22 protein-coding genes are annotated in these 17,586 nt (G+C 63.2%); 4 read left to right on the forward strand and 18 right to left on the reverse strand.

The genetic code is table 11. The features are described from left to right. Positions 1-53 precede the first annotated feature (53 nt). The 5 genes from ABC383_RS11715 to ABC383_RS11735 are packed head-to-tail and all read right to left on the reverse strand — an operon-like array spanning position 54 to position 4,020. Entirely contained in the window at positions 54-674 is a 621-nt protein-coding gene (locus ABC383_RS11715) for an SCO family protein (RefSeq protein WP_413014120.1), read from the reverse strand. 1 nt (position 675) lies between these two features. Then, a complete protein-coding gene (gene cyoE / locus ABC383_RS11720) occupies positions 676-1,560 on the reverse strand; it encodes a heme o synthase (RefSeq protein WP_413014122.1) in 885 nt (294 codons plus the stop codon). A gap of 46 nt (positions 1,561-1,606) precedes the next feature. After that, positions 1,607-2,716, reverse strand: coding sequence for a COX15/CtaA family protein (locus tag ABC383_RS11725; protein ID WP_413014123.1), 1,110 nt, complete (start codon positions 2,714-2,716; stop codon positions 1,607-1,609). Between the two features lie 4 nt (positions 2,717-2,720). Beyond that, positions 2,721-3,311 carry an SCO family protein gene (locus ABC383_RS11730; protein ID WP_413014125.1) on the reverse strand — a complete coding sequence of 197 codons (591 nt, stop codon included), beginning with the start codon at positions 3,309-3,311 and terminating at the stop codon, positions 2,721-2,723. After that, on the reverse strand, positions 3,298-4,020 hold the full coding sequence (locus ABC383_RS11735; RefSeq protein ID WP_413014127.1) for an SURF1 family protein: 723 nt from the start codon (positions 4,018-4,020) through the stop codon (positions 3,298-3,300). Before ABC383_RS11735 ends, ABC383_RS11730 begins: the two co-directional genes overlap by 14 nt. Before the next feature lie 69 nt (positions 4,021-4,089). On the opposite strand from ABC383_RS11735, the gene ABC383_RS11740 reads away from it, so the two are divergent. After that, complete coding sequence (locus tag ABC383_RS11740; protein ID WP_194711419.1) at positions 4,090-4,296, forward strand: twin transmembrane helix small protein; 207 nt, start codon at positions 4,090-4,092, stop codon at positions 4,294-4,296. Positions 4,297-4,391: 95 nt separating this feature from the next. Here ABC383_RS11740 and ABC383_RS11745 read toward each other — a convergent pair whose 3' ends face one another. The 8 genes from ABC383_RS11745 to ABC383_RS11780 form a co-directional block, all read right to left on the reverse strand. Next, on the reverse strand, positions 4,392-5,258 hold the full coding sequence (locus tag ABC383_RS11745; RefSeq protein WP_413014129.1) for a cytochrome c oxidase subunit 3: 867 nt from the start codon (positions 5,256-5,258) through the stop codon (positions 4,392-4,394). Positions 5,259-5,308: 50 nt separating this feature from the next. Continuing rightward, a complete protein-coding gene (locus tag ABC383_RS11750) occupies positions 5,309-5,521 on the reverse strand; it encodes a DUF2970 domain-containing protein (RefSeq protein WP_413014131.1) in 213 nt (70 codons plus the stop codon). A gap of 15 nt (positions 5,522-5,536) precedes the next feature. Beyond that, positions 5,537-6,100: a cytochrome c oxidase assembly protein gene (locus ABC383_RS11755; protein ID WP_413014133.1), complete on the reverse strand. Its 564-nt coding sequence runs from the start codon at positions 6,098-6,100 to the stop codon at positions 5,537-5,539. Continuing rightward, entirely contained in the window at positions 6,097-6,207 is a 111-nt protein-coding gene (locus ABC383_RS11760) for a cytochrome oxidase small assembly protein (protein ID WP_228526785.1), read from the reverse strand. Before ABC383_RS11760 ends, ABC383_RS11755 begins: the two co-directional genes overlap by 4 nt. A gap of 36 nt (positions 6,208-6,243) precedes the next feature. Further along, on the reverse strand, positions 6,244-7,839 hold the full coding sequence (gene ctaD, locus ABC383_RS11765) for a cytochrome c oxidase subunit I (RefSeq protein ID WP_194711415.1): 1,596 nt from the start codon (positions 7,837-7,839) through the stop codon (positions 6,244-6,246). 20 nt (positions 7,840-7,859) lie between these two features. Further along, positions 7,860-9,020 (reverse strand): cytochrome c oxidase subunit II, encoded by a 1,161-nt coding sequence (gene coxB / locus ABC383_RS11770; RefSeq protein ID WP_413014135.1) that lies wholly within the window; start codon positions 9,018-9,020, stop codon positions 7,860-7,862. An 18-nt stretch (positions 9,021-9,038) separates the two neighbouring features. Continuing rightward, entirely contained in the window at positions 9,039-9,512 is a 474-nt protein-coding gene (locus tag ABC383_RS11775; RefSeq protein ID WP_413014137.1) for a DUF2244 domain-containing protein, read from the reverse strand. A 195-nt stretch (positions 9,513-9,707) separates the two neighbouring features. Further along, positions 9,708-10,646: a methyltransferase domain-containing protein gene (locus tag ABC383_RS11780; protein WP_413014139.1), complete on the reverse strand. Its 939-nt coding sequence runs from the start codon at positions 10,644-10,646 to the stop codon at positions 9,708-9,710. A 216-nt stretch (positions 10,647-10,862) separates the two neighbouring features. Here ABC383_RS11780 and ABC383_RS11785 point away from each other — a divergent pair, with 216 nt between their 5' ends. The 3 genes from ABC383_RS11785 (at position 10,863) to ABC383_RS11795 (ending at position 12,539) form a co-directional block, all read left to right on the forward strand. After that, on the forward strand, positions 10,863-11,450 hold the full coding sequence (locus ABC383_RS11785; protein WP_413014141.1) for a ComF family protein: 588 nt from the start codon (positions 10,863-10,865) through the stop codon (positions 11,448-11,450). Positions 11,451-11,506: 56 nt separating this feature from the next. Continuing rightward, positions 11,507-11,977: a tRNA (uridine(34)/cytosine(34)/5-carboxymethylaminomethyluridine(34)-2'-O)-methyltransferase TrmL gene (gene trmL, locus ABC383_RS11790; protein ID WP_413014143.1), complete on the forward strand. Its 471-nt coding sequence runs from the start codon at positions 11,507-11,509 to the stop codon at positions 11,975-11,977. Between the two features lie 82 nt (positions 11,978-12,059). Beyond that, a complete protein-coding gene (locus ABC383_RS11795; RefSeq protein WP_413014145.1) occupies positions 12,060-12,539 on the forward strand; it encodes a copper chaperone PCu(A)C in 480 nt (159 codons plus the stop codon). Positions 12,540-12,577: 38 nt separating this feature from the next. On the opposite strand, the gene ABC383_RS11800 is transcribed toward ABC383_RS11795, so the two are convergent. From ABC383_RS11800 to thiS, 5 genes are all read right to left on the reverse strand, one after another. Continuing rightward, a complete protein-coding gene (locus tag ABC383_RS11800) occupies positions 12,578-14,842 on the reverse strand; it encodes a UvrD-helicase domain-containing protein (RefSeq protein WP_413014146.1) in 2,265 nt (754 codons plus the stop codon). 8 nt (positions 14,843-14,850) lie between these two features. After that, positions 14,851-15,225 (reverse strand): hypothetical protein, encoded by a 375-nt coding sequence (locus ABC383_RS11805; RefSeq protein WP_413014148.1) that lies wholly within the window; start codon positions 15,223-15,225, stop codon positions 14,851-14,853. Between the two features lie 698 nt (positions 15,226-15,923). After that, a complete protein-coding gene (thiE, locus tag ABC383_RS11810; protein WP_413014150.1) occupies positions 15,924-16,544 on the reverse strand; it encodes a thiamine phosphate synthase in 621 nt (206 codons plus the stop codon). Positions 16,545-16,554: 10 nt separating this feature from the next. Beyond that, positions 16,555-17,343, reverse strand: coding sequence for a thiazole synthase (locus ABC383_RS11815; protein ID WP_194711407.1), 789 nt, complete (start codon positions 17,341-17,343; stop codon positions 16,555-16,557). Positions 17,344-17,379: 36 nt separating this feature from the next. Next, positions 17,380-17,583 (reverse strand): sulfur carrier protein ThiS, encoded by a 204-nt coding sequence (thiS, locus tag ABC383_RS11820; RefSeq protein ID WP_413014152.1) that lies wholly within the window; start codon positions 17,581-17,583, stop codon positions 17,380-17,382. Between the last annotated feature and the right edge of the window lie 3 nt (positions 17,584-17,586).

Here is a 17,586-nt window from a genome sequence, read left to right on the forward strand (position 1 = left end):
CTGCATAAAAAAACGCCATGTGCCGCGAGGCCATGGCGTTTTTTCTTGTCGGCTTACTTGCCCGCGAGCAGCGCCTGCAGGTCATGCACGATGGGCTCAGTCCCCTGCCCGTGCCGGACGAACAGTCTGACCCTGCCCTGCGGATCGAACACATAGCTGGCCGCAGTATGGTCCATGGTGTAGCTGTCGGCCGACTTCCCGGGCACCTTCTGGTAGAACACCTTGAACTCCTTGGCCACCTTGGCGGTGGCTTCCTGATCCCCCGTCAAGGCGATGAAGCGTGGATCGAAGGATGACACGTAGGACTTCAGCAGTTCGGGCTTGTCGCGCTCGGGATCGAGCGTGATGAATATCACCTGGACACGATCCGCATCCGGGCCCAGTTCCTTCATGGCCGCCGCCATTTCGGAAAGCGTGGTCGGGCACACATCGGGGCAATGGGTATAGCCGAAGAAGACGACGACCGCACGGCCCTTGAAATCGGCCAGGGTGCGCGGCTTGCCGTCCTGGTCCGGGAGGGCGAAGTCGCGGGCGTAGCCGAGACCGGTCACGTCGCTGTTTTTGAAGGTCTTGCTGGCTGGCGTCAGGCTCATCTGGCCGCCCTCGGCGCCGGGCTTGTCGGAACAGCCGGCCAGCGCCGACAGCAGAAGCAGTGCAGGAAGTATCAGTCGCATCTCAGAACGGCAGGTAATGGTCAGCCAGCAGCGCGGCAAACAGCAGCGACAGGTAGATGATGGAATAGGCAAAGGTCTTGCGGGCGACGATGTCGCTGTAGTGGCGATAGATGCGCCACGCATGCCACAGGAAGATCGCGCCCAGCACGGCGGCGCTGGCCAGATAGAGCAGCCCGCTCATGCGCACCGCATAAGGCAGCATGGTGGTGGCGACCAGCGCGATGGTGTAGAGCCAGATATGGAACTGGGTCAGCTTCATGCCGTGCGTCACCGGCAGCATCGGCAAGCCGGATTTCGCATAATCGTCGCGCCGGTACAGGGCCAGCGCCCAGAAATGCGGCGGCGTCCAGATGAAGATGATCAGCACCAGGATCCAGGCCTGCATCGGCACGTCATTGGCGATGGCGGCCCAGCCCAGCGCCGGCGGCATCGCGCCCGATAGGCCGCCGATCACGATGTTCTGCGGCGTGGCTGGTTTCAGGATGATGGTATAGATCACTGCGTAGCCGACGAAGGTGGCAAAAGTCAGCCACATGGTCAGCGGATTGACCAGGGTGTAGAGCACCCACATGCCGGCGCCGCCGATGATCCCGGAAAACAGCAGGGTTTGCGGCACCGTGATTTCGCCGCGCGCCATGGGCCGGCGCGCGGTGCGCGCCATGCGGGAATCGATTTCGCGCTCGACCAGGCAGTTGACGGCAAATGCGGCGCCGGCCAGCAGCCAGATGCCGACTGTGGCCGCGACGACCACGCGCCAGTCGGGCAAGCCAGGGGTTGCCAGAAACATGCCGATGACTGCGCAGAACACAGCCAGTTGCGTCACACGCGGCTTGGTCAGCGCCCAATACTGGGCGACGCGATTGGGAGTTGCGGTCAGCGTAGTCATCCTTGGAATTCGTCCGTGGAACGGAAATCGGGCAGCTTGTTGACAATCAGGCAGGATAGGCGCTGCTGACGTTTCTGACAGGCCTGCTTCCGGCGGAAAGAGTAGCCTTGTAGTTTAACATGACCGTCAAAACGACGAGCGCCGCTGCGCCGCCATTGTGCAACACCGCGATTGCCAGCGGCCATTTCAGGAAAACCGTGGCCATGCCGATGCAGAATTGCGCCAGCACGCCAAGGAGCAGCCAGCGTCCGGCGCGCTGCAGGCCGTCGATGCGCATTGCCTTGTGGCCCAGCCAGCCGAGATAGGCGACGACGATGAAGGCAAAGCTGCGGTGGGTCCAGTGGATCGCGGTGAGGGCGTCGAACGGCAGGTAGTCGCCGCCGGCAGTCATGCCGAGTTCACGCCACAGCGTGAAGCCGTGTTCGAAGTCCATGCGTGGCAGCAGCGCGCCGTGGCACAGCGGAAAATCGGTGCAGGCCAGCGCCGCGTAATTGGTGCTGACCCAGCCGCCAAGGCCGATCTGCACGGTAAGTATCGCCAGTCCAACGACGGCCGCGGTCCGCAGGCCAGGCGCTGCCGCCACCGGTGCATGCGTGCTTTGCCGCGCCGCCAGCCAGGTCAGCAGGCCCAGCAGGGTCATGCCCAGCAGCAGGTGCCCGGTCACGATGATGGGCTGCAGCTTCATGGTGACCGTCCATGCGCCGAAAGCGCCTTGCAGGCAAACGAAACCGAACAGCAGCGTTGGCAACAGCGGCGAATAAGTGGCGTCCGTGCGCCGCGATTTCACCCAGCGCAACCAGGCCACCACCATCATCGCCACGATCAGGACGCCCACGCCCATAGCCAGATAGCGGTGGATCATCTCGATCCAGGCCTTGACCACCGTGACCGGGCCGTGCGGCATGGCGGCTTCGGCCGCGCTGATGCTGGAATGGGCCTGCACCGGGTTGGCATGACCGTAGCAGCCGGGCCAGTCCGGGCAGCCCAGGCCGGAATCGGTCAGGCGGGTAAAGGCGCCGAACATGATCAGATCGAAGGTCAGGAACAGCGTGACCCAGGCAAGCTTGCGGAACTTGTTGGCGTCCTTTGAAGCCCAGACCACCGCCAGCGGCAGCATGGCGGCCAGCAGGCCGAGGATGGCGAGTTGGATCAGCATGTGGCTACCCTATGCTGGAAGCGCGCAGCAGCTTGGAGATATCCTTCTTCATCTTGTTCGGATCGGGATTTTTCGGAAAGCGCATCATCAGGTTACCCAGCGGGTCGATCATGTAGACATGGTCGGCGATGCCGGCGCCCTCTTCCACCGGTAGCCATTGCTTCAATTTTGTCGGATCCGCGCGCAGCACCCGCGTGCCGTCGTATTCACGCAGCAGCATGGTATCGACCGGCTTGTCGTCCGTGACCAGCCACACGCGCTCGATGCGATCCATTTCCTTGCCGGTAGTCAGGCGCAGCTGGCGCTGCTGGAATAGCTTGGTGCGGCAGCTGTCGGGGCAATCGCCGCTATCGGCCTGCAGCATGATCCACTTGCCCTTGTAGGCATCGAGTTCCGTCGGCTTGCCGTCCAGCGAAGCCGAGCCGAGGGTAGGCATGGGATGCTTGCGCGGATCGACCAGCTCGCCATAGTTGGTGCGGCTCTGCGGCTTGATCACGAAATAGGTGAGGTAAGACGCGATCATGGGCGAGGCGCAGATCAGTACCACCAGAAACAGCTTCCAGCGGCCGGTGGCTTTCGATTTATTGGCTTCCACGTTTGAATCCTGTGACAACGAAAAAAATAAGGGCGGTGCCGGCCAGCGCGAACCACTGGAACGCATACCCCCAGTGCTTGTCCACGCCCTGGGACGGCCTGGGCCAGGCCCGCACCAGGCTGTCGCCGGCATCGCTGGTCTGCTCGACGATGAATGGCGCGAACGCCAGGCCGCTGGCCTTGGCCATGTCGGCGACATCGAGGTTCTGCACGATGGCGCCGGGCCGGATGGCAGCCGCCTCGCCCAGCTGCAAAAGGCGCCCGGCATGCTGGCGCACGATGCCGGTCAGTTCAACGGTGCCGGCCGGCGTGGCAATGTCGGGAAGATGGCTGCGGTCGGCGAGATTGCGTTCCAGCCAGCCGCGCGCAACCATGATATGGCGGCCGGACCCGGCAATTTTCAATGGCGTCACCACATAAAAGCCGGCCTTGCCTTCATGGGGACGGTTGTCGAGGTAGATCGTCCAGCCTGCCTGAAACTCGCCTTTCAGCACGACCTGGCGGAATTCGAGCGCATCCACGTTGACCTGCTGCAATGCCTTGTCATCCAGCCGCACCGGCGGCGCAGCGGCGCGTTCGCTGATCCTGCGCTCGATCGCTTCCTTTTCATGGGCGCGGCGAACCTGCCACTGTCCCAGTGACAAGCCAATGGCGACGACGATGAGCGTCGCGATGAAAGGCAGCAGCCGGAAGCGAAAACTGAATGGCATTACAATGAGTCCTGTCTGACTTTCCCTACCAGGCGCATGCGCTCCATGTGCCACACTTCCAACGCCGTCATGAAAATCATCGTTGCCATCGGCTTCATCCTCATCATCGGCAGCCTGGGCTCCGCTCTGTTCTTTCTGATGCGGGACAAGGGCTCGACCAATCGTACAGTGCGCGCCCTGGCGTTCAGGGTCGGTTTCTCAATCACGCTGTTTGTGCTGCTGCTGGTTGCGCATTACCTGGGCTATATCCAGCCCACCGGCATCGGCCTGCGCTAGCACCTTTGGGGAAAGCGCGGCCTGGTATTTGCCATGACCGCAGCCCTCAGTAAAAAAGCCGCACCGAGGTGCGGCTTTTTTTGACAGGACGGTTTTCAGAGCCAGTACACCACGACATACAGGCCCAGCCATACCACGTCGACGAAGTGCCAGTACCAGGCGGCGCCTTCGAATGCGAAGTGGTGTTCAGGTGTGAAGTGCCCCTTCATCACCCGGTAGAGCACGACGGCCAGCATGATGGCGCCCATGGTCACATGGAAACCGTGGAAGCCGGTCAGCATGAAGAAGGTCGAGCCATAGATGCCCGAGGTCAGCTTCAGGTTCAGTTCGCTGTAGGCATGCATGTACTCATAGACCTGGAAGCCCATGAAGACGGCGCCAAGCAGGATCGTGGCAGCCAGCCAGAAAGCGGTCTTGCTGCGGTGGCCTGCGCGCAGCGCATGGTGGGCAATGGTCAGGGTCACGCCGGAAGTCAGCAGCAGCGCGGTGTTGATGGTCGGAATCGGGAACGGACCCATGGTGCGGAAGCTCTCGACCGTGCCGCCCGGGCCGGCATTGCCCCACTGCGCGGAGAAGTCGGGCCACAGCACCTTGTGGTCGAGATCGGCCAGCCAGGGCATGGAGATGGTGCGCGCATAGAACAGTGCGCCGAAGAAGGCGCCGAAGAACATCACTTCGGAGAAGATGAACCAGCTCATGCTCCAGCGGTACGAGACGTCGATGCGCTTGCTGTAGAGACCGCCTTCGGACTCGGCGATGGCGTCGCCGAACCAGCCATACAGCACGGCCAGGAAGGCCACGATGCCCGCGATGTTGACATAGGGCGCCCAGCTCGCGCCGTTGACCCAGCCGGATGCGCCGATCATGGTGACGAGAAGCGACATGCCTGCCAGCATTGGCCATCGGGATGGTCCTGGCACAAAGTAATATGGTGCGCTACCGCCGTGTTGATGAGTACTCATATCCCCCTCCAATATGCAAATTCAATTCTGCTTAGATCGTTATTCAACGCTTACGCCACGACCATTCTGACGATGATGATCAGTATGGCAATGAACAGTGCCGCCCCGATCAGCCCGGCAATGATCACGTGCACCGGATTGAGCTCTGCCGCATCCTGTTCATAGTCCCGCTTCTTGCGCACCCCGAAGAAAGACCAGAAAACGGCTTTCATTGTGGCGGCAAACGATGCCTTGCGTCGCGTTACTTGTTTTTCTTCATTCATGTCAGCACTGTCTCGTCAGCCGGCGGTTTTGGCGCTGCCGCCGATCTCGAAGAAAGTGTAGGACAAGGTAATCGTTTTTACATCCCTGGGCAGCGCCGGATCGATATAGAACAGCACCGGCATCTGCTTTGCCTCATTGGCCTTCAGCGTCTGCTGCTGGAAACAGAAGCATTCGACCTTCTTGAAATGCGCGCTGGCCTGCTGCGGCGCATAACTGGGAATTGCCTGCGCATCGATGCTGCGCGACTGGGTATTGACGACTTCATACACGACCTGCGCCATTTCGCCGGGATGCACCTGCATGCTCGACACGGTAGGCCGGAAGCGCCATGGGCCTTGCGCATTGGCATCGAACTCGATGGTGACGGTACGGGTCTTGTCGACCTGGGTATTGGCCGGCCGCTCGACGGTGGTGTCCTTCTGCGTGAGCAGGTTGACGCCTGTCAGCTCGCAGATCTGCCTGTACACCGGGATCAGCGCATACCCGAACCCGAACATCATGACGGCCGCCACCACCAGCTTGCTCAGCGTGCTGGCATTGAGCTTCTTGGTATCACTGTCGTGGGGAGGCTGAGTCATGAGACGAACCAGGCGCGCTTGACGAATACGGCGATAAAGAATCCCAGCGCGACCAGGACCAGGATCAGTGCCGTCCTGAGGTTGTTCGGCTTGTTGGGATTTGGCATGAGCTGAGAAAGGCGGGCTTGCGCCCGCCCTGTTCCTTACTTGACCAGCGGTGGGGTTTCAAAGGTGTGGAACGGCGCCGGGCTGGGCACGGTCCACTCCAGGCCTTCCGCGCCATCCCAGGGCTTGGCGGGCGCCTTCTCGCCGCCACGGATGGACGGCAGCACCACGAACAGCAGGAAATACACCTGGGCCAGGCCGAATCCGAAGGCGCCGATCGACGCGATCATGTTGAAGTCGGTGAACTGGGCCGGGTAATCGGCATAGCGACGCGGCATGCCGGCCAGTCCCAGGAAGTGCATCGGGAAGAAGGTCACGTTGAACGTTACCAGTGACACCCAGAAATGAATCTTGCCGCGGGTTTCGTTGTACATGTAGCCGGTCCACTTCGGACCCCAGTAATAGAAGCCGGCAAACAGCGCGAACAGCGAGCCCGCCACCAGCACGTAGTGGAAGTGGGCAACCACGTAGTACGTGTCATGCACCATGATGTCGATTGGGGTAACGGCCAGGATCAGGCCGGTGAAGCCGCCCATGGTGAACACAAAGATGAAGCCGATGGCAAACAGCATAGGCGTTTCGAAGGTCATCGAACCGCGCCACATGGTGGCAACCCAGTTGAAGATCTTCACGCCGGTCGGGACCGCGATCAGCATCGTGGCATACATGAAGAACAGCTGCGCCGTCACCGGCATGCCGGTGGTAAACATGTGGTGCGCCCAGACGATGAAGGACAGGATCGCGATCGATGCGGTTGCATACACCATCGATGCATAGCCGAACAGGGTCTTGCGGGCAAATGCCGGGATGATGTGCGAGATGATGCCGAAGGCCGGCAGAATCATGATGTACACCTCGGGATGGCCGAAGAACCAGAAGATGTGCTGGTACATCACCGGGTCACCGCCGCCGGCGGCGTTGAAGAAGGAAGTGCCGAAGTGACGGTCGGTCAGGGTCATGGTGATGGCGCCCGCCAGAACCGGCATCACGGCGATCAGCAGGTAGGCGGTGATCAGCCAGGTCCAGCAGAACATCGGCATCTTCATCAGGGTCATGCCGGGCGCGCGCATGTTCAGGATGGTGACGATGATATTGATCGAGCCCATGATGGACGACGCGCCCATGATGTGCATTGCGAAGATGCCCATGTCCATGCCGACGCCCATCTGGGTCGACAGCGGCGCGTACAGCGTCCAGCCGGCGGCGGTGGCGCCGCCTGGCATCAGGAAGGACGTTGCCAGCAGGATCGCGGCAGGAGGCAGCAGCCAGAACGAGAAGTTGTTCATCCGGGCGAAGGCCATGTCGGAAGCGCCGATCTGCAACGGCACCATCCAGTTCGCAAAGCCCACGAAGGCCGGCATGATCGCGCCGAACACCATGATCAGGCCGTGCATCGTGGTCAGCTGGTTGAAGAACTGCGGCTCGAAGAATTGCAGGCCGGGCTGGAACAGCTCGGTGCGGATGCCCAGCGCCAGCACGCCGCCGGACAGCAGCATGATGAACGAGAACCACAGGTACAGCGTGCCGATGTCCTTGTGGTTGGTTGCGAACAACCAGCGGCGCCAGCCATGCGGATGATCGTGCGCGTGGTCGTGTGAGTGATCGTGTACGTGATCAACAACGGTTGTGCTCATCTCAGACTCCTAGATTTCGATTACTTGCGCGCAGCCACGACTTCGGCCGGTTGTACGATGTTTTCCGACGGCTTGTTGGACCAGCTGTTACGGGTATAGGTGATCACGGCGGCGATATCGGTATCGGACAGCACCGATTTCCATGCCGGCATCGCGTTCTTGCCGTTGAGCAGGATCTCGATCTGCGGACCCTTGGGACCGTTCACGACCTGCGAGCCGTCCAGTGCAGGGAAGGCGCCCGGCACGCCCTTGCCGTTGGCCTGATGACAGGCCACGCAGTTGGCGGCGTAGATCTTTTCGCCACGGGTCTTCATTTCGTCCACGGTCCAGGTCTTGCTCGGATCATCCGCCAGCGCGGCCATTTCCTTTTTCTTGGTCTCCACCCACTTGGTGTAGTCGGCGTCGCTCACGACATTGACCACGATGGGCATGAAGGCATGGTCCTTGCCGCACAGTTCGTAGCACTGGCCGCGGTAGACGCCGACCTTTTCGGCGCGGAACCAGGTGTCGCGCACGAAGCCGGGGATCGCGTCCTGCTTGACGCCGAACGAGGGGATGCCCCAGGCATGGATCACGTCATTGGCGGTGGTGACGATGCGCACCTTCTTGTTGACCGGCACGACGACGGGGTTGTCGACTTCGATCAGGTAGTTGTCATTGGTGATGGAGGCGGGCTTGACGGTGTCTTCGCGCGGCGTGGCCAGATTGGACAGGAAGGAAATGCCCTCGCCCTCGCCCTTGAGGTAGTCATAGCCCCATTTCCACTGCATGCCGGTGGCCTTGATGGTCACGTCGGCGTTGGATGTGTCCTTCATGGCGACCACGGTGCGGGTTGCCGGCAGCGCCATCAGGATGATGATGACGAACGGCACGACGGTCCAGCCGATCTCGACAGCGGTGCTCTCATGGAAACTGGCCGACTTGTGGCCAAGCGACTTGCGGTGCTTCATGATGGAATACAGCATCACGCCGAACACTGCGATGAAGATGGCCAGGCAGATGCCGAGCATCCAGTTGTGCAGCGTATTGATTTCCGCGGCGATCTGGGTGGTGGCTGGCTGGAACGTCATCTGCCGTACCGCCGGTCCGCCCTGGCTGTCGTTCACGGCCCACGACGGCATACCAGCCGCCATGAACAATGCACCGAGCATCAATGATTGAAGGCGCTTCGCTTGTTTCATGATTTCCTCAAATGCCCTTTAATTAGAATTCTGTACTGCCAGGCCCGCCAGCCTTGTCTCCCGTATCGCAAGCGCCAGTTCCCGCGCAAACTCGCGCCGATGCAAACTGGTCAGGTAGCGTCCGATTTCCACCCTGGTTCCAGGCATTTCCACGGCGATCAGGCCACGGTGCCGGTCTGGCGGGCTGACCCTGACCGTTTGCAGGCTCAGCCGGTGCTGGCTGGCCTGCTCGGCCTGAATCAGTTCTATCAGGAGGGTGTCTTGACTCAATGCGATACGTTCGCGATCCGTTGCATGGCGACCGTAATGCAAGAAAGCCAGACCTACCGCCGCCAGTTCGAGAACCGCAAAACCGAGGATGTACCAGGCGCCGTGCAGTGTAAATATCCCGGCGACCGTCAGCGAAACCAGGCACAGGACTGCGTAGACCCTCATCAACTGTCGCGGCGTGATCGAACAATTGCGTTTCAGGACCCATTCCCGGCTGCTCATTGCTGGCTACCTGCTCTTTAGTCGCACCCAACCCGCACTATGCAAAACCAGCGAAGTATAAGGTGGAATACACAATAGCATCAAGCGAAATAACGGGCGATGAGCGGCCACGAAATTTGGCTTAATCGTGCGCATTCTGCGTTGTGCAAAACGCTTTTTCGTTGCTGCGAAACAAATACCGCCATGCATTTCCGCCTACCGTTTCGGCCGGTCGAAATGAATGATGGACTCGCCGCTGGCGGTTTTTCGGGGCGCCGGGCGGAATGCATGCCCATAGACGACTTCGAAGGTCAGCGGCAGCGTGCCGTCGGCGCGCCGGCCGGATTCCAGCGCATCCAGCATGCGCCGGTAGGCGTCGCGGCCCAGCAGTGCGCGGCGACGGGTGGCGAGCGGGTTGCCGCCCCAGGCCTTCACATCTTCCAGCAGCTTGAGCGGGTCGGCATAGGTCACCGTGATGGTTTCCATGTCCATCACGGGCGTGGCGAAGCCGGCATCGACCAGCATATCGCCGAAGTCGTGCATGTCGACAAAGGGCAACGCATGCGGCGTTGCGTCCGCCTGTTGCCAGGCCGTGCGCAGTTCGCGGAAAGTATCCGGCCCGAAGCAGGAAAACATCAGCAGGCCATCGATGCGCAGCACCCTGTGCCACTCGGCGAAGACCCGGTGCGGCTGGGGATGCCAGTGCAGCGCCAGGTTGGACCAGATCAGGTCGGCGCTCTGCCCTGCCAGCGGCAGCTGGGCAAAGTCGGCGCAGGCCAGCTCGGCGGCAATGCCGCTGGTCGCCGCTCTCCTGGGCAGCCAGCGCTGCAGCAGCCGGTTGACCGATGACTGGGCCGCATGCTGGCTGGCATGGGCCGCCAGCAGCATTGCGTCCGAGGCATCGACACCCAGCAGGCGGGCGTCGCCGAAGCGCTGGCGCAGGACCGGCAGGTCCGCGCCTTCACCGCAGCCGGCGTCGACCACCAGCGCCGGCGCCAGCTTGATCAGTTCCAGCCGCTCGAACATGCGGCCGGCCACTTCCCGCCGCAGGAAACCGGATTCAGCCACTGCGGCCGGACGAGAAAACAGGGTGCGCACACGGCGCAGGTCGATCGGGGCGCTGGCGCGCTCGGCTGGCGGAGAAGGCTGGGACACGGCGGGTAGCAGTCAAATGAGATAATCGCGGCAATCTTACCCTTTCGCCGCACTTGGCGCTCCATGCTACGACACGCCCTGATCCGTTTGCGCACCCAGGCCGCCAGAATGCTGGCGTCGGCGCCATGCTGTTGCGCGCTGTGCGGCCGCGTTGGCCGAAGCGTGCTGTGTCCGGCTTGCCGGGCGCGCTATCTGGCGACTTGTCCTGCCCGTTGCATGCAGTGCGCGATCAACCTGCCGGCCGGGGCCGGCGCGATGCGGTGCGGCAGCTGCCTGCGCCGGCCGCCATCGTTCGATGCCACCGTCGTCGTCAGCGACTATGCGGCGCCGCTCGATCAGCTGGTGCTGGCCCTGAAATTCGGCGGACAGCTGGCGGTGGCCCCGCTGTTTGGCCAGTTGCTGGCCGATGCGCTGCGCCGGCTGCCGCAGCCGCAGTGGCCCGAGTTGCTCGCGCCGGTGCCGCTGGGAAAGCGCCGCCTGGCCGAACGCGGCTTCAACCAGGCGCTGGAGATGGCGCGGCCACTGGCCCACAGCCTCGGCTTGCCGCTGGCGGCTCGCCTGCTGGCCCGCGAACGCGAGACCGCGCCGCAAAGCCTGCTGACGCCCGGCGAGCGGCGCGCCAACCTGCGCCGCGCATTCAGCCTGCCGCCGGCCGCATTGGACCAGGTGCGAGGGCGGCACGTCGGCGTCGTCGACGATGTGCTCACCACGGGCGCCACGCTGGAAGAAATCGCCGCCACGCTCAAGCGCGGCGGCGCCGTGCGGGTGACCTGCCTGGCATTTGCCCGCACCGGGCTGCGCTAGGCCGCTGGCGCCGATCATCGGATCATCCGATCATCTGTTTACCTGAGGAGATTTGCTTGTTTCATGTCGTTCTTGTCGAGCCGGAAATTCCACCCAATACCGGCAACATCATCCGGCTATGCGCCAATACCGGCGCCCAGCTGCACCTGATCGAGCCTCTGGGCTTTCCGCTGGAGGACGCGCGCATGCGCCGCGCGGGGCTGGACTATCACGAATATGCGGCGATGAAGGTGCATGCCAACTGGGAAGCCTGGCTGGCCAGCGAGCAGCCCGATCCGGCGCGGATGTTCGCCCTCACCACCCACGGCGCCACGCCTTTCGCCAGCTTGGCCTTCCAGCCGGGGGACGTGTTCGTGTTCGGCTCGGAAACCCGTGGCCTGGCGCCGGAACGGCGCGACAGCTTTCCCGCCGGCCAGCGCATCCGCCTTCCCATGCGTCCCGGCAACCGCAGCGTGAACCTGTCCAATACGGTGGCGGTGGTCGTGTACGAAGCCTGGCGCCAGCATGGCTATGCCGGCGGCGCCTGAAGAATGGCGATGGTTATAATCCGGCTTCGTGGCCGACCTGCGGCCTTGCAGCAATGTCCTTCCAGCAGATAAAGAGAAATCCATGATCCCGCGTTTCGCTTCCGTCCTGTCCGTCTTTTCCGCCGCCCTGCTCCTGGCTGGCGCCGCCCATGGCCACAGCTATGAACTCGGCGCCATCCGCATCGGCCATCCGCATGCCCGTCCCACCGCGGCCCAGCAGCCCAGCGGCGGCGCCTACATGACGCTGGAAAACCGCGGCAGCGCGGCCGACCGCCTGCTCGAAGCGTCCTCGCCGGTGGCGGCGTCGGCGCAGATCCACACCATGAGCATGGAAGGCGATGTGATGCGGATGCGGGAAGTGGGCGCGCTGGACCTGGCGCCGGCGGCCAAGGTGGAAATGAAGCCGGGCGCCGGCTATCACATCATGCTGATCGGCCTGAAGCAGCCGCTCCAGCCGGGCGACAAGTTTCCGATGACGCTCAGTTTCGAGAAGGCCGGCAAGATCGAGGTGTCGGTCAGCGTCGACAGCAAGGAAGCCAAGCCGTCCGGCCACGGACACTGACGCGCCGGCCGGACTTGCCGGCCGATGCAGCCCTCGTCCTACTCCACCTTTTCCAGCTTGGCGATGGTGAGATCAAGCAGCTTCATGCCGTTGCGGCCGAAGTTGATGCTGGCGCGCGCGCTGTCGCCGCCGCCTTCGATGTTGACGATCACGCCTTCGCCGAATTTCTGGTGCATCACGCTCTGCCCGATCCGCCAGCCGCAATCCTTCTGCGCACTGGCCGAACGCGACGGCGTCTCGACCCACGCGGCCTTCTGCTGCTGGTTGGCGAACCAGTGATGCTGCACCTTGGGCGAAAGCCATTTCAGCGACTCTTCCGGCAGTTCATCGAAGAAGCGTGACTTCAGATTGAAGCGGGTCTGGCCATGCAGCATGCGGGTCTGGGAAAAGCTCATGTAGAGCCGGCGCCGGGCACGGGTAATGGCCACATACATCAGCCGCCGTTCCTCCTCGATGCCGCCCTCTTCCTTCTCGCTGTTGTCATGCGGGAACAGGCCTTCTTCCAGGCCGGTGATGAACACCGCGTCGAATTCCAGTCCCTTGGCGGAATGCACCGTCATCAGCTGCAGCGCATCCTGGCCGGCCAGCGCCTGGTTGTCGCCCGCCTCCAGCGACGCATGCGACAGGAAGGCCGACAGCGGCGACATCACCGCCGCCAGCGGCGCGTCGGCGTCGAGAATCTCGATGCCGTCCTCGTTGACGATGGCCTGGCCGGCCATGGCCTGGGCGCTTGGTCCGAGCAGGGCCGGCGACGTCTTGCCGAAGCCTTCCTCGGACACGAACAGCGTCGCCGCGCTGACCAGCTGCTCCAGGTTTTCGATCCGGTCGGCGCCTTCCTTCTCGCTCTGGTAATGCGTGATCAGCCCGCTCATGTCCAGGATCACCTGCACCAGTTCCGGCAGCGGCAGCAGGCTGGTGTCCTGGCGCGCCTTCTCGATCATGCGCACGAAACCGGACAGCAGCGTGCCGGCCTTGCCGGGCACATGGGCGGCGGCGTCATGCAGGGACATGTCATGCTGCTTGGCGGCGTCCTGCAGCTGTTCCAGGCTGCGCGCGCCGATGCCGCGGGTCGGGAAATTGACCACGCGCAGGAAGGCCGAATCATTGTGCGGATTGTCGATCAGCTGCAGGTAGGCGATCGCATGCTTGATCTCGGCGCGCTCGAAGAAGCGCTGGCCGCCGTACACCCGGTACGGAATGCCCGCTGTGAACAGGGCATGCTCGATCACCCGCGACTGCGCGTTGGAACGGTACAGCACCGCGATCTCGCTGCGCAGTGAGCCGTCGGCGATCAGGCTCTTGCTTTCCTCGATGATCCAGTTGGCTTCCTGCAGGTCGCTGCTGGCTTCATAGATGCGGATCGGCTCGCCATGACCGGCGTCGGTGCGCAGGTTCTTGCCCAGGCGCTTGGCGTTGTGGGCAATCAGCGTATTGGCGGCATCCAGGATATGGCCGTGGGAGCGGTAGTTCTGCTCCAGCTTGATCAGGTTCTGGACCTGGAACTCGCGCTCGAAGGCCGCCATGTTGCCGACGTTGGCGCCGCGGAAGGCATAGATGCTCTGGTCGTCGTCGCCGACGGCGAAGACCGCGTTGTCGCGCCCAGCCAGCAGCTTGAGCCAGTTGTACTGCAGGTTGTTGGTGTCCTGGAACTCGTCGACCAGGATATGGCGGAAGCGCGCCTGGTAGTGCTCGCGCAGCGCCTGGTTGCGCGACAGCAGTTCATAGGTGCGCAGCAGCAGTTCGGCAAAATCGACCACGCCCTCGCGCTGGCACTGCTGGTCGTAGAAGTCATAGAGTTCGACGAACTTGCGGTGGTAGTCGTCATGGACTTCCACGTCCTTGGCGCGCAGGCCCTCGTCCTTGGCGCCGTTGATGAAGTACATCAGGCTGCGCGCCGGGTACTTCTCGTCGTCGATGTTGAGCGCCTTCAACATGCGCTTGATCATCGACAGCTGGTCCTGGGTATCGAGGATCTGGAAGCTCTGCGGCAGCGCGGCGTCGCGGTAATGGGTGCGCAGCAGCCGGTTGCACAGGCCGTGGAAGGTGCCTATCCACATGCCGCGGGTGTTAATCGGCAGCATGGCCGACAGCCGCGTCATCATTTCCTTGGCGGCCTTGTTGGTGAAGGTGACCGCCAGCAGGCCGGCGGGAGAAACCTGCCCGGTCTGGATCAGCCAGGCGATGCGGGTGGTCAGCACGCGCGTCTTGCCGGAACCGGCGCCGGCCAGGATCAGGGCCGATTGCGCCGGCAGTGTCACCGCGGCAAGTTGTTCTGGATTGAGGTTGTGAAGTAGATTTTGCATCCGCAGGATTATAAGCCGGTGTATCGGTGGTCTGTAACAATCCGGCGGAGAGCGGAATTGTGGAGGTGAAGGGGATAGTTGCCGTTGCTTTTGACGTACGCGCAGCGACAGTTGCAGTTAAAGCACGCGCAGCGACAGTTGCCGTTGCCGTTGCCGTTGCCGTTGCCGTTGCCGTTGCCGTTGCCGTTGCCGTTGCCGTTGCCGTTGCCGTTGCCGTTGCCGTTGCCGTTGCCGTTGCAGTTGCAGTTGCAGTTGCAGTTGCAGTTGCAGTTGCAGTTAAGTCCCGTTGAGCGCGCCGTGACGTCGGTGCGTGGAGCGGGAAAAGGTGCGGCGTCTGTCTGAGCGCCGCGCAGCGGAGCGAGTTTAGCCGCGCCCCGCTCCATGCATCGACGGCACGGGGACCCTCGCGCAGCGAGGGCGCGATCACCGGGTCGCCTTTTCTTGCCTACTTCTTTTGGCGAAGCAAAAGAAGTAGGTCGCCCGCCGGGGCGAACTCCCGGCCTGGTCATGACGACAGTGCAGTTGGCTTGTTTCACCAGGGGTAAGGCGTCACTGCGAAGCAGCAGTTGCTTTTGAAGTTTGAAGTTTCAATACGAACGTCAACGACAACAGCGACAGTGCTGCCCGTGCCTTGCCGGGTGACGCAATGCGATTGCACTGCCGTGGAGACAAGCCGGGAGTCCGTCCCGGCGGCCGGGTCACTTTTTTTGCTTCGCCAAAAAAAGTAACCAAAAAAAGGCGACCCGGTGATCGCGCCCCCGCTGCGCGGGGGTTCCCGTGCCAGCGGTACCCGGAGCGGGGCGCGGCTAAACTCGCCAAGCTGCGCTTGGCTCAGACAGACGCCGCACCTTTTCCCGCTCCGGGCACCGCTGACACGGCGCGCTCAACGGGATTTCACTGCAACTGCCACTTCAAAAGCAACGGCAACTGTCGCTGCGCGTACGTCAAAAGCAACTGCAACTGCAACTGCGTCCTACGGCTTTCATCTTTCAGCACCGATGCAAGGCCCTGCCCATCGCCATGGCACAACGCCCCCACCGAACTAGCCCCCGCCGCGCAGCATTGCGCGAAAACCATCCCCTCAGCCGAACAGGCCTACCAGCTCACGTGCCGCCGCCTCTGGATCGTCGGCAAAGTAGACGCTGCTGATGACCGCCACCATGTCCGCCCCCGCCGTCACCAGCGGCGCCGAGTTTTCCCGCGTCATGCCGCCAATCACCACGTTCGGCACCGTCAGCGCGTCCCTGGCCCGGGTCACGATGTCGGCCGGCGTGCTGACCTCGTACTTCTTGATCCGCGACGGATAGAAGCCGCCGAAAGCCACATAGCTGGCGCCGGCCTGCTGCGCCGACTGCGCCAGCTCGAAGCTGCCGTAGCAGGAGGCGCCCACGATGCGGTCCGGGCCGACCTGCGCCCGCACCGCCGCTACCGCGGCATCGGTGCCGCCGACATGCACGCCGTCGGCGTTTAGTTCCACGCACAGTTCCGGATAGTCATTGATAATGAAAGGCTTGCCGTGCCGGCGGCACAGCGCCAGCAGCGCGCCGGCCTGCTCGCGCCGCTGCGCTTCACCGGCCGTCTTGTGCCGGTACTGCAGCAGGGCCGCGCCGCCGCGCAGCGCGGCGTCGCTCACTTCCACCAGCCTGGCCGTGTCGTCCCAGTCCGGCGTGACCAGGTACAGCCCCTTCAGCGTTGTCTGCATTGCCTTCTCCTCATGCAATCCGGCCAGCCATCGGCGACGATGGCGAGGCGGCGAAGCGGCGCGCGATGCGTCCGGCCAGGTAGGCTTCGCGGCCGGCCTCGACCGCCAGCCGCATCGCCCGCGCCATGCGCACCGGGTCCTGCGCGCCGGCGATCGCCGTGTTCATCAGCACGCCGTCGCAGCCCAACTCCATCGCAATGGCGGCGTCGGAAGCGGTGCCGACGCCGGCATCGACCAGCACCGGCACCCTGGCCTGCTCGATGATCAGGGACAGGTTCCACGGATTCAGAATGCCCATGCCCGAGCCGATCAGCGAAGCCAGCGGCATCACCGCCACGCAGCCGAGGTCTTCCAGCATGCGCGCCTGGATCGGGTCGTCGCTGCAATAGACCATCACGTCAAAGCCATCCTTGACCAGCCGCTCGGCCGCCTTCAGCGTCTCGGGCATGTTGGGAAACAGGGTCTTCTCGTCACCCAGCACTTCCAGCTTGACCAGCTTGTGGCCGTTCAGGAGCTCGCGCGCCAGGTGCAGGGTGTAGACCGCGTCCTCGGCGTTGTAGCAGCCGGCGGTGTTGGGCAGGATGGTGTAGCGCGACGGCGGCACCGCGTCCAGCAGGCTGGGCGCGTTCGGGTCCTGGCCGATATTGACCCGGCGGATCGCCACCGTGATGATGTCAGCGCCGCTGGCCTCCGTGGCCAGGCGGGTCTGCTCCAGGTCCTTGTACTTGCCGCTGCCTACCAGGAGGCGCGAGTTGTAGGTGGTGCCGGCGATGGTCAGGCCATCAGTGTGCTTGCTCATGCTTTCCTTTCGATGTGGGGCGGTGCGGCGCCAGGCTCAGCCGCCGCCGATGGCGCGCACGATGTCGACCCGGTCGCGCGGCTGCAGCTGGCGCGCCGCCCAGGACTGGCGCGGCACCACCTCGCGGTTCACGGCGATGGCCAGCGCCTTGCCGGCCAGGTCCAGGCTGGACACCAGGTCGGCGATGCATGCACCCTGCTGCAGCGCATGCGGCGCGCCGTTGAGTTCGATCTCCATCATGCC

The sequence above is a fragment of the Noviherbaspirillum phoenicis genome, from assembly GCF_047237965.1.
In the GTDB taxonomy this organism is placed as follows: Bacteria; Pseudomonadota; Gammaproteobacteria; order Burkholderiales; family Burkholderiaceae_D; genus Noviherbaspirillum_A.